The following is an 11,580-nucleotide window of genomic DNA, read 5'->3' as shown; positions in this document are numbered from 1 at the left end:
GTGCGCGGTCCGCGCCTGACCGGCCGCGGTTGCCGGCTGCCGTTGCCGGTCGAGGTTGCCGGTCGAGGTGACAACGGTGTCTGAAACGGTCCCGCTGTGGGTCGGGCGGCCAGAGGGACGTCGGGGCGGCCGGTCCGGGAGGGCGTCCGGGGTGTGGCGGCCGGGTGGGTGGACGCCGGTGGGGTGGGTCGGGTGATGGGGGCAGGCCTGGGCGGTCCTGCGACGCCGGCGCCGGTGGAGGGTGCGGGTGCGTCAGACCGGTGACCAGGGCTTCTGGTGTCTCCGCCGGGCGCGGAGAGGGTCCCCTCGGGGGCTGGGGTGGCGGATGGTGTCTCTTCGGGTCCGCTGTCTGTGAAGGCTTGCGAGACCCTCGTCGCCTCGATCCGTCAAGGGGTCGGCGGCAACGGACACGAGTGGCCCTTTAGCCGCGGGAACGCAACACACGACCTCGCGGCGAGAAACCGGCCACGGTGTCAGATCCCCGGGCGCGACCCGTGGGAACCAGGCCGAGATCGGGCCCACCCGACGACAGCATCCAGCCGCTGATCTCACGGTCGCCTCACGGCGACGGTCCGCGGGCGGCGCAGCCGGCGAGGTGGTCGTCCACCAGCCCGCAGGCCTGCATGAGGGCGTAGGCGGTGGTCGGGCCGATGAAGACGAAACCCTGGCCACGGAGCGCCTTCGCCAGCGCCTTCGACTCGTCCGTCACCGCGGGGACGTCGGCGAGTGTGCGCGGGACCGGCCGTGGGACCGGCGGCGCGAAGGACCACACGAGATCCTCCAGCGGCTCTTCCAGCGCGAGGACGGCACGGGCATTGGCGATCGTAGCCTCGATCTTGCGGCGGTTGCGGACGATGCCGGCGTCCCGCAGGAGGACCTCCACCGTGTCCGCGCCGAAGGCCGCCACCGCCGCCGGGTCGAAACCGGCGAAGGCGGCGCGGAACGCGGGCCGCTTGCGCAGGATGGTCAGCCACGACAGACCGGACTGGAACGCCTCCAGTGCCAGGCGCTCGAACAGGCCCGCGGTGTCCCGGACGGGCCGGGCCCATTCGGTGTCGTGGTACTCGACATACAACGGTGTGGACAGCGCCCACGGGCAGCGCAGCACACCGTCCGGACCGGCCACGACGCCACCGGCAGGGTCCATCGCCATGGCTGCCAGCCTCCCACCCGCCCGGCCGCTCTCCGCGACCGGGCGGCGGTGATCGGGAGATCGGGAGATCAGGGGATCAGGCTGGCGAAACCGGGCTTGATGACATCGTTGATCAGCCTGAGCCGCTCGTCGAACGGCAGGAAGGCCGACTTCATCGCGTTGATGGTCAGCCAACGGATGTCGGACCAGCCGTATCCGAACGTCTCGACCAGGGTCGCGAACTCGCTGGCGAGCGTGACCCCGCTCATCAGTCGGTTGTCGGTGTTCACCGTGACCCGGAAACGCAGGTCGCGCAGCAGGCCGATGGGATGGCGGTCGAGGCTGGGCGCGGCACCGGTGTGCACGTTCGACGACGGGCACATCTCCAGTGGCACCCGGACGTCCCGGACGAAGCCGGCGAGGTTGCCGAGTGTGGCCTTTCCGTCCGGGTCGACGGTGATGTCGTCGACGACCCGGAGGCCGTGCCCGAGCCGGTCGGCGTTGCACCACTGCAGCGCCTCCCAGATGGATGGCAGCCCGAACGCCTCCCCCGCGTGGATGGTGAAGTGCCCGTTCGCGCGCTGCATGTACTGGAAGGCGTCCAGGTGCCTGGTCGGCGGGTTGCCCGCCTCGGCGCCGGCGATGTCGAAGCCGGCGACGCCGGCCTCCCGCCAGCGCACGGCGAGCTCCGCGATCTCCAGCGAGCGGGCCTGGTGCCGCATCGCGGTCAGCAGCGCGCGCATGTGCAGGCCGGTGCCGACAGAGCCGGCCCGGAAGCCGTCCAGCACGGCCTCGACCACCTCGTCGAGGGACAGCCCCTGCTCGACGTGCAGCTCGGGGGCGAAACGGACCTCGGCGTAGACGATCCCGTCGGCGGCGAGGTCCTCGGCGCACTCGCGGGCGACTCTGGCGAGTGCGTCCGCGGTCTGCATGACGCCCACCGTGTGGCTGAACGTCTCCAGGTAGCGCACCAGCGAGCCGGTGTGCGCCCCGCCGCGGAACCAGGTGGCCAGCTTGTCCGGATCCGTGGTCGGCAGGCTGGTGTAGCCGGTGGCGTCCGCCAGTTCGACGACGGTCTCGGGCCGCAGCCCACCGTCCAGATGGTCATGCAGCAGGACCTTCGGTACCTGCCGGATCTCGGCCTCGGTGATCATGTCAACCACCCCGCTCCACGCGTGCCCCAAGCCGCCCCGCGCCGCCCCGCCGGTCGGCTGACCTGGCCTGACCAGGTCGTTCCCGCACGGTAGTCCACCGCCGGGGCCTCCGCCGGCGCCTTTGCGGCTGCAGCGCCGGCGCACCCCGGGCGTGTGCCGCCCGGGTGTCGGACGAGTGCCGGACGCGTGTGGCCAGAGGGTGGGGCGAGTGCCGGTGTGTGGTCAGCGGACGTGCGCGAGGACCAGCGGGGCGGCCGCGGGTGGGGTGGTGCTGATCGTGACCGCGCCGTCCAGGGCGGCCAGCGCCCGCGGGAAGGTCACCTCGTCGTCGCTGTGGAGCTCGAACAGCGGGGCGCCGGCACGGACCTCCTCCCCCACCGCCGCGAACCAGCGCAGGCCGGCCGACGGCGACACCGGGTCCTCCTTGCGCGCGCGGCCCGCGCCCAGCCGCCAGGCGGCGACGCCGACCGCCCGGGCGTCCAGCCGGGTGAGGTAACCGCTGGCGGGCGCGGGCACGACGCGGGTGAACGCGGGAGCGGGCAGCGCGGCGTCCGGATCGCCGCCCTGGGCCGTGACCATCGCGCGCCACACCGGGTAGGCCGCCCCCGAGGCGAGCACCTGCGCCGGGTCCGGCGCCGCCGCGCCGAGACCGACCAGGTCCAGCATGGCGCGGGCGAGCGCCACGGTGATCTCGACCAGGTCGGCGGGGCCGTCCCCGCGCAGCGTCGCGACGGCTTCGGCCACCTCCGGCCCGTTGCCCGCGGTCCGGCCGAGGGGGGCGTCCATCGCGGTGAGCAGGGCCTCGGTGCGTACGCCAGCCCGGGTGCCCAGGCGGACCATGGTCCGAGCCAGCTCGTGCGCGTCGTCGAGCGAGGTCATGAACGCGCCGGTGCCGACCTTGACGTCCAGCACCAGGGCGGACGTCCCCTCGGCGATCTTCTTGCTCATGATCGAGGAGGCGATCAGCGGGATCGACTCCACCGTGCCGGTGACGTCACGCAGCGCGTAGAGCCGGCGGTCGGCCGGGACGAGGCCCGGGCCAGCCGCGCAGATCACCCCGCCGACGTCGGCGAGCACGGCGCGGATCCGCGCGGCGTCGAGGTCCGCGCGCCAGCCGGGAATCGCCTCCATCTTGTCCAGCGTGCCGCCGGTGTGGCCGAGCCCGCGGCCGGAGAGCTGCGGGACCGCCGCGCCGCAGGCCGCCACCAGCGGGGTGAGAATCAGCGAGACCTTGTCACCCACGCCGCCGGTGGAGTGCTTGTCCACCGTCGGCCGGGTGAGCCCGGTCAGGTCGAGCCGGTCACCGCTGGCGATCATGGCGGCGGTCCAGCGGTCCAGCTCCTCGTCGGTCATGCCACGCCAGACCACGGCCATCAGGTAGGCGGCCATCTGCTCGTCGGCGACCCGGCCGTGGGTGTAGGAGTCGATCAGCCAGGCGACCGCGTCCCCGGGCAGGGCGGCTCCGTCCCGCTTGGCCCGGATCAGGTCGACCACGTCGTACGCGGCCCCGCCCGCCCCGATCGACCCGCCCGGCCCGGCCCGCCCGCCGCTCATGGCGCGGGCTCCGTCGTGGGCGGCAGGTCGGCGGGGCCGAAGGCGTCCGGGAGCAGCTCACCGAGAGTCCGGACCCCGGCGGTCGTCGCGAGCCGCAGCTCGGGGCCGCCGTGCTCCTGGAGCAGCTGCCGGCAGCGGCCGCACGGCGCGAGGAAAGCACCGGTCCCGTCCACGCAGACGAACGCGACCAGGCGCCCGCCGCCGCTCGCCCGCAGCGCGGACACCAGCCCGCACTCGGCGCACAGTGTCAGCCCGTAGGAGGCGTTCTCGACATTGCAGCCCACGACCACACGGCCATCGTCGACCAGTGCCGCCGCCCCGACGCGCAGGCCCGAGTACGGCGCGTAGGCGTGCCGCGCCACCCGCACCGCCTCGGCGCGCAGCAGCTCCCAGGCGCTGTCGTCCACATGCCCTCCCGGCGTCGTCCCGCGGGGTCCCCGCGCCGRCCGGCACCTGCCCCGCGCTGGCCCCGCACCGGTCCGCACCGGCCTCGACCAGCATGCCCCACTGCCCGCGGCCGCCCGGGATGTGATCCCATGGGATGGGGAAGTGCCGGGTCAGTGCCGAGGGGAGACGACCACCGATGGCAGGCGCGCGCCACGACGCTCCCGAGCCCGCCGGCCAGCGCGCGCTCGTCGGGGGCCGGTACCGGCTCGACGGGGTGATCGGCCGCGGCGGTTTCGGTGTCGTGCACCGCGCGACGGACGAGCTGCTCCGCCGGCAGGTCGCCGTCAAGGAGGTGCTGCTGCTCACCGACGGCAGCGAGGAGGAGCTCGAGCTTGCGCGGGAACGGGTCCTGCGGGAGGCCCGGGCCGCCGGCCGGCTGCACCACCCGGGCGCGGTGGCGGTGCTCGACGTCATCGCCGACGGCGACATGCCGTGGATCGTCATGGAGCTTGTGGACGGCCAGTCCCTGTCCACGCTCATCGACGAGCGCGGCGCGCTCAGCGTGGCCGAGGTCTGCCGTATCGGCATCAGCCTCGCCTACGCCCTCGAAGCCGCCCACAGGCTGGGCATCGTCCATCGCGACGTCAAGCCGAGCAACGTGCTCATCACCGCGGACCAGCGGGCCCGGCTCACCGACTTCGGCATCGCCGTCAGCTATGGCGACTCCCGTCTCACCAGCACCGGGATGGTCCTGGGCTCGCCGGCCTACCTGGCCCCCGAGCGGGCCCGCGGCGACTCCGGGACGGCCGCGAGCGACCGATGGGGGCTGGGTGCGACGCTGTTCACCAGTGTCGAGGGCACCTCGCCGTTCCCCGGGACGGACCCGATGTCCGTCCTCGCCGCGGTGGTGCAGGGCCGCCGCGAGCCCTTCCGGGCCGCGGGGCGGCTGGCACCCGTCATCGACGGGCTGATGGCCTCCAGCGAGGCACGCCGGCCGAGCCTGTCGACAGCCCGCGCCCGGATGCGCGAGATCCTCGAGCATGACGGTCGCGGACGTCCGCTGCGGGCGCGCAGCCGGCCGTCCCGCCCCTCCGTCACCGGAGTCACGCCGACCGCGGGCACGCCGCAGCTCCCCCCGCCGCCCGAGGCCCGGGCCGAGACGGGCCCGGTTCTCGACGAGACCCGGATCCTCACCGGGCAGGCCGCCCCCACGGGCCCGACCGGTGCCGCCCCTGACGCGGACGAGGCTCCGGGCACCGCCGGGGGCGACGCGACGGTCCGGGTCACCGCCGTCCCCGCACCCACCGCGCCCGAATCCCCCGGATCGGCGTCTGCCGCGGACGCACCTGCCGCGGGTGCGTCCGCCGCGGGCACGCCCGCACTGGGCGCCTCTCCCGGGAACGTGACCGGCGCGGACGTCACCGTCATGAACCCCGCGGCCGCCCTCCCCGTACCCGCCATCGGGCCGGTGGGCCCGGACGCCCCCGGCTCCGCGCGGGAGCAGGATGGCGAGGCAGTGGACACGCCGGATGTGGGCACGGACGGGACAGACACCGCCGTGGTCCGTTCCCGGCGGACCGGCCAGTCGGGAACGTCGCCCCGCTTTACCTCAACCCGGCTCACCAGCAGGCTGGAGCGCATCCGCACCATGGACCGGCTGCGCGCCGCCGACACCCAGGCTCAGGACACGAACAGACCACGTCCTGCCGACGGGGCTCGCGGACTCGACCGCATGCGCGGACTGGACCGGATGCGCGCGCTCGGCGGGATACCGGCCCGGGCCCGGCCGGCCCAGGACGAGCCCCCGACGGCCGACGAAACGGGCCCGCGGGCCGCCGACACGGCGGACCGGACGGACGGGCCAGTCCCGTCTCCCGGGGCGCCCGCAGCCGGGGCAGACGGCCAGCGTGTGCCGGCTGCCGACCAGCTCCCGGCCGCGGTCCCGCCGGCCGCTCCCCGGCCGACCCGGCGGTTCCCCGCCGCGAAGGCAGCCACCGCCGGTGACGCGGCCACCGGCACCGGCACGGTCGCTTCTGCCGCGCAGGCGGCGGGAACCACCATTGCCCCCGCGCCTGGCGAGGTGTTCTCCTGGACCGCCCCCGGGGCGGACGCCGGCTCCGGAGGCGGTACGGGCGCCGGAGGCATCACGGATACCCGTGTGCACGCCGGCTCCGGCTCCGGCAGCGGCACCGGTGCCGCTGCCGGTTTCGGGGTCGCCGGGAGCGCCGATGACCGTGGCGGTGCGGGCGCCGACGCCGTGCGCAGGGCCGGTACACGCTCCGGAGCGGGGCGCTGGGCTGTGATTCTCGTCGCGCTTACCGTGGTGGCCGTGCTCCTCGCAGTCATCGTTCTCGCGCTGCGCGGYGGCGGCGAGGAGGCCCCCGGGCCAGGCCCGGCTCCGGCCGGGGAGGCGGACTCCGGCAGCGCGGCAGACGGGAACAGCGACGTCGTCGCCACCGATTCCACCCCGGTCGTTCCGGCGTCGGGATGGGTGTCCTACGTGGATCCGAGCGGCTGGTCGGTCGCCTACCCGGCGACGTGGGAACGCAGGCCGGGCCGCGACGGGGTGGGGAATGCGGACTTCGTGGATACTGCTACTGGTACCTTCATGCGCATCGGAAGTATCGCGAGGGCGAACACCTCTGCGATCGAGGCCTGGCGCAGGAACGAGACAAGCTTCCGAGATCAGGTGCGGGACTACCGGCGGGTACGGATCGAACCAGGCGACGGGGCTGACGGCGCACGGCAGGCCGACTGGGAGTTCACCTACGCCTCCGGTGGGGGGACGGTGCATGTGCTCAACCGTGGCGCTGTGCGAAACGGGCATGGATACGCTCTGTACTGGCATACGGCCGAGGGGCTGTGGGCGACGAACGAGCCGCTGATGCGTCAGCTCCTCTCGACGTTCCGGCCGGCCTCATGAGCGGTCGGATGTCCGATTTCCGTCTTGTCGGCAGGCGGGGTTGCGTCCGTCGCGGCCAATTCGTCTGTCAGACTTGAATCGATGGCCAGATCGGCGAGCGTGCCCCCCGACACTTCTCGGCACGGCACCCCGCGTTACGTAGCGCAGCGCTACCGCCTCGACGAACCTATCGGGCGCGGCGGCGCCGGCGTCGTGTGGCGCGGCGAGGACGAGCTGCTCCAGCGGCCTGTCGCTATCAAGGAAATCCTGGTGCCCATGGCCGGGGTGCAGGCCGAGCGGGACGCGATCCGCGCCCGGGTGCTGCGCGAGGCCCGGGCACTGGCCCGGTTGCACAGCCCGGCCATCGTCTCGGTCTTCGACGTCGTCGAGGAGCACGAGCGGCACTGGATCGTCATGGAGCTCATCGACGCGGACAGCCTCGGTGACACCATCAAGAACCACGGCCCGCTGCCCTTCGACCAGGTGGCCGCGATCGGCTTGGCGCTGGCCGACGCACTCGCCGCGGCGCACTCGGCCGGGGTCCTGCACCGCGATGTCAAGCCGGGCAACGTGCTGCTCGGCCGGGACAACCGCGTCCGCCTCACCGACTTCGGCATCGCGGCGACCGAGGGCGACGTCACCCTGACGGGCACCGGCGCCCTGGTCGGCTCCCCGGCCTACATCGCCCCGGAGCGGGTGCGTGGGTCGTCCGGCACACCCGCCAGCGACCTGTGGGGGCTCGGCGCCACCCTGTACTCCGCGGTCGAGGGCTGCCCGCCCTTCGAGGGGCCGGAGACCTACGCCGTGCTGAGCGCGGTCGTCGAGGGCCGCCGCCGGCCGTTCCGGCTTGCCGGACCGCTGCGCGGGCTGCTCACCGACCTGCTCGACCGCCCCGCCGAGCTTCGGCCGGACGTCGACGAGATCCGCCGGCGGCTCACCCCGATCGCGCGGAACGCCACCCCCGTCCCAGCGGTGGTGACGAACCCGCGGAGCCGGCAGGCGGAGCCCGCCGACGACGACGCCGTCTCGGACGACGGTCTGGAGAACCTGGCCGCGGGCCCCGCGGCGCACGGGAGCCTGCCGGGGCTGTCGAAGCCCCCCACGCCCGCGCCGCTGTCGCGGACCGACCTCCAGCCACCGCCGGCGGACGACATCGGCGCGACGGACCGGTTGCTGCCGGGGCACGAGATCACCCCGGTCCCCCCTGTCGGGCTGCCCGCAGCGAGCGAGACCCAGACAGCAGTCAGCTACACGCCCGCCACCGGGCCGCGGGCGACCGTCTCCACCGGCCCGCACGACGACCTCACGCAGATCGGCGCACTGACTCCTCCGGCGGACCTGTTCGACCAGGACGACGCGAACATGGCGGCCGGGCTGCTCTCGCTGGACAGGGACGGCGAGCGGGCGGCCCGCGGGTCGGCGTCCCACCGGGCGCCGACACCCGGCCGCGGTGAGCACCGCGGCGATCCCGCCCGCGGCGGGGGGCAGAGCGGGAAGTCACCGAGGCTGGCGATCATCGCCGGCGCGGCGGCGGCCGCGGTCGCCGGTATCGCGGTCCTGCTGACACTGCTGCTGTCCGGGGGCGGGGAGCCGTCGCGGGGAACCAGCGCGGAGGGCACCTCGTCCCCGCCCTCGCTCGCGCCGGAGTCCCCGGCCGTGTCGCCGACCCAGGATGTCGTCGTGACGGAGACTCCGACGCCGGACCGGCCGACCTACACCCGCGCGCCGCGCCGGACCAGCACCCCGCCGCCGCAGTCGCTGCCGGTCACGAGCGACCCGCCGGTGCAGACGACACCCCCGGTCAACGTCACCACGCCGCCGGTGTCGACCACGCCCCCGAGCACTCCGCCCGTCACGCAGACCCCGGATTCGTCCGCGTCGCCTGGCACCGGCCCGACGGGCCCGACGGGCACCACACCGCCGGCCGGCCCCTGACCAGCCGGGCGCCGTCCACCCCGGCGGCGCCGTATCCGAAGCGCTCGTCCGCCGTCGCGATCACTTGACACGCCTCAGGGCGACATTCAACATAAGGTGAGCTTCACCTAATCAGGGCGGTGCTCGGTACGGCCGAACCCCGCGGGCATCCGCGCGTCGTTCCTCGGCAGTCCCGGTCCCTTCCGGCTTGTTCTGCCGTCCGGCGCGCGGAGCCACGCGGTGACGGAGCCCCGAATCGCGCCGGCGCCAGCGTGGCCACCACCCCGAGCACGTCCTGCCTTTCTCAGCCGCGCCATTCCCCCGTCCACGCCGCCCGTCCATGCCGGTCGGCCTGCCCGCCCTGGCCGCCTGCCGCCAGCAAGATCCCGGCAACCTGCCCGAGCAGAGGAGAGACATCAGATATGCGGGTCGTAATGTTCGGATACCAGACCTGGGGGCATCGCACGCTGCAGGCGCTCCTCGACTCCCATCACGAGGTCGCCCTGGTGGTGACGCATGAGAAGAGCGACCACGCGTACGAGAAGATCTGGGACGACTCGGTCGCCGACCTCGCCACCGAACACGGCGTGCCGCTGGCGATCCGCAACCGCCCGGACGACGAGGACCTCATGTCGATGCTCAAGGAGGCCGAGCCCGACGCCATCGTCGCCACGAACTGGCGGACCTGGATCCCGCCGCAGATCTTCGACCTGCCGCGGCTGGGGACGCTGAACATCCACGACTCGCTGCTGCCCGCCTACGCCGGGTTCGCACCGCTGATCTGGGCTCTGATCAACGGCGAGCCCGAGGTCGGCGTCACCGCGCACATCATGACCGACGAGCTGGACGCCGGCGACATCGTCCTGCAGCACCGGGTGCCGGTCGGGCCGCGGGACACCACCACCGACCTGTTCCACCGCACGGTCGCCCTGTTCGGGCCGATGGCGGTGGAAGGGCTGGACCTGATGGCCACCGGGCGCACCGACTGGGCCGCACAGGACCGCTCGAAGGCCAGCTTCTTCCACAAGCGCTCGGAGCGGGACAGCCTCATCGACTGGACCTGGTCGGCGGAGGAGCTCGACCGGCTGGTCCGCGCCCAGTGCGACCCTTACCCGAACGCCTTCACCTACCGCAACAGCGAGCGGGTCCGCATCGTGGCCGCGGAGGTCTCGAAGGGCTGCTACGGCGGCACGCCGGGACGGATCTTCATCCGCGAGGGGGACGGCGTCGTCATCGTCGCCGGCGCGCAGGCCCGGCACGGGCGCAGCCGCGGGCTGCTCGTCCGCACGGTGCGCCTCGACGACGGCCGCGAGCTGGCGGCGACGGACTACTTCACCACCATGGGCGGATACCTCACCGACCGGGCCTGACCGACTCTGGCCGGGCCTGGCCGGCGCTGCTCAGGCCCGGTCGGCGCCGACCGGGCCTGAGCAGCGCCGGCCGGCCCCCGCACGGCGAAGCCGGGCGGTGCGCGATCACGCGCACCGCCCGGCTGACGTCCAGGCCCGCCCTGGAACGGAGGCGGTCAGCCGGTCGTGCCGGCGACCTTCTCCAGGGTCGGCTTCAGCTCGTCGAGCTGCCACGGGATGTTCAGGATGGTCGGATTGTTGACCGCGCCCGCGGTGAACGCGTCGACCTCCTGGGCCCGGCCGTCCACGACCGCCGGAATCTTCTGGTACAGCTCGTTCGCCTTCAGCTCGGTGCGCAGGTCCTCGGTGGCGAACCCGATCATCAGGAAGTCGGCGTCGAGCTCACCGATCTTCTCCATGCTCAGCGAGCGGTCGACGACGCTGGCGGTCACCCGCGGCGAGAGCTTCATCCCGAGCTGGCCGTAGAGCTGGACGGAGACGGTCTCGGGGTCGTCGATCACCGCGAGGCCGTTGGTCTCGTAGTAGTAGCTGTAGCTGAAGGTCTTGTCCTTGAGCCCCGGCAGGTCGGCGGCGGCGTCGCTGATGACCTTCTCGGTGGCCGCGACCGCCGTCGCGGTGTCCGCCTCCCGGCCGACCGCCTTACCGATCTGGGTGCTCACCTCCTGCCAGGTGGCGATGCCGGCCTCGCTCTCGTACGCGACCGTCGGCGCGATCTCCGCGAGCCGGTCGTAGTAGTCCTCGAGCCCGTAGAGGTTGGTGGCGAGGATCAGATCGGGGTCGAGCGAGGCGATCTGCTCCAGATTGAGGTCACTGCTGGTGTCAATGGCAGTACTGTCGGCGAGGTCGATCTCCCCTTCCAGCCACGGGAACTTCCCGTCCTCCTGGTAGGGGTTCAGTCCGTAGGCGATCGGAGTGATTCCGAGAGCCGCCAGAGTGTCCTCTTCATAGCTGAGCGCAATGATCCGCTTCGGCGCCTCGGGGATCGTTGTCTCACCGAAAGCGTGCTTGATGGTGACCGGGAATCCCGCCGCCGCCGCGGCTCCCCCGGCCTGGGACGTACCGCTGTCGTCATCGTCCCCGCARGCCACAGCCCCAGCCATCACCGCGCCGGCGACGCACAGCRCCGCCAACGATCTCACTATTCCCCGCACCGCTTCCTCGACTCTC

At 73.5% G+C, this 11,580-nt stretch carries 8 protein-coding genes; 3 read left to right on the top strand and 5 right to left on the bottom strand.

Annotated features, from left to right (window positions below; genetic code table 11):
* Positions 1-559: 559 nt before the first annotated feature.
* The 4 genes from CC117_RS13100 to CC117_RS13085 form a co-directional block, all read right to left on the bottom strand.
* Positions 560-1,153 carry a DNA-3-methyladenine glycosylase I gene (locus tag CC117_RS13100; protein WP_116287775.1) on the bottom strand — a complete coding sequence of 198 codons (594 nt, stop codon included), beginning with the start codon at positions 1,151-1,153 and terminating at the stop codon, positions 560-562.
* A gap of 68 nt (positions 1,154-1,221) precedes the next feature.
* A complete protein-coding gene (locus tag CC117_RS13095) occupies positions 1,222-2,286 on the bottom strand; it encodes an adenosine deaminase (RefSeq protein WP_071083958.1) in 1,065 nt (354 codons plus the stop codon).
* Between the two features lie 222 nt (positions 2,287-2,508).
* Positions 2,509-3,840, bottom strand: a complete 1,332-nt coding sequence (locus CC117_RS13090) for a thymidine phosphorylase (RefSeq protein WP_071083957.1) — start codon at positions 3,838-3,840, stop codon at positions 2,509-2,511.
* Positions 3,837-4,247: a cytidine deaminase gene (locus tag CC117_RS13085; RefSeq protein ID WP_071083956.1), complete on the bottom strand. Its 411-nt coding sequence runs from the start codon at positions 4,245-4,247 to the stop codon at positions 3,837-3,839. Before CC117_RS13085 ends, CC117_RS13090 begins: the two co-directional genes overlap by 4 nt.
* A 176-nt stretch (positions 4,248-4,423) precedes the next feature.
* On the opposite strand from CC117_RS13085, the gene CC117_RS13080 reads away from it, so the two are divergent.
* From CC117_RS13080 to CC117_RS13070, 3 genes are all read left to right on the top strand, one after another.
* Positions 4,424-7,150 carry a serine/threonine-protein kinase gene (locus CC117_RS13080; RefSeq protein ID WP_071083955.1) on the top strand — a complete coding sequence of 909 codons (2,727 nt, stop codon included), beginning with the start codon at positions 4,424-4,426 and terminating at the stop codon, positions 7,148-7,150.
* An 81-nt stretch (positions 7,151-7,231) separates the two neighbouring features.
* Complete coding sequence (locus CC117_RS13075; protein ID WP_071083954.1) at positions 7,232-9,064, top strand: serine/threonine-protein kinase; 1,833 nt, start codon at positions 7,232-7,234, stop codon at positions 9,062-9,064.
* A 401-nt stretch (positions 9,065-9,465) separates the two neighbouring features.
* Positions 9,466-10,413 (top strand): methionyl-tRNA formyltransferase, encoded by a 948-nt coding sequence (locus CC117_RS13070; protein ID WP_071083953.1) that lies wholly within the window; start codon positions 9,466-9,468, stop codon positions 10,411-10,413.
* A gap of 155 nt (positions 10,414-10,568) precedes the next feature.
* Here the strand turns inward: CC117_RS13070 and CC117_RS13065 are convergent, their stop codons facing one another.
* The gene (locus tag CC117_RS13065; RefSeq protein WP_241830057.1) at positions 10,569-11,513 is read right to left on the bottom strand and encodes an ABC transporter substrate-binding protein; all 945 of its coding nucleotides are present in this window, start codon (positions 11,511-11,513) and stop codon (positions 10,569-10,571) included.
* Positions 11,514-11,580 lie beyond the last annotated feature (67 nt).

This window comes from Parafrankia colletiae (assembly GCF_001854655.1).
GTDB classification, from domain to species: domain Bacteria; phylum Actinomycetota; class Actinomycetes; order Frankiales; family Frankiaceae; genus Parafrankia; species Parafrankia colletiae.
Note: the sequence above shows the minus strand (reverse complement) of the source record. Positions and strands in the feature narration are given on the sequence as shown.

Excerpts from the sequence above, each read along its gene's own strand:
- CC117_RS13095 (WP_071083958.1), bottom strand. The coding sequence starts at position 2,286 with ATGATCACCGAGGCCGAGATCCGGCAGGTACCGAAGGTCCTGCTGCAT.
- CC117_RS13070 (WP_071083953.1), top strand. The coding sequence starts at position 9,466 with ATGCGGGTCGTAATGTTCGGATACCAGACCTGGGGGCATCGCACGCTG.
- CC117_RS13090 (WP_071083957.1), bottom strand. The coding sequence starts at position 3,840 with ATGAGCGGCGGGCGGGCCGGGCCGGGCGGGTCGATCGGGGCGGGCGGG.
- CC117_RS13075 (WP_071083954.1), top strand. The coding sequence starts at position 7,232 with ATGGCCAGATCGGCGAGCGTGCCCCCCGACACTTCTCGGCACGGCACC.
- CC117_RS13100 (WP_116287775.1), bottom strand. The coding sequence starts at position 1,153 with ATGGCGATGGACCCTGCCGGTGGCGTCGTGGCCGGTCCGGACGGTGTG.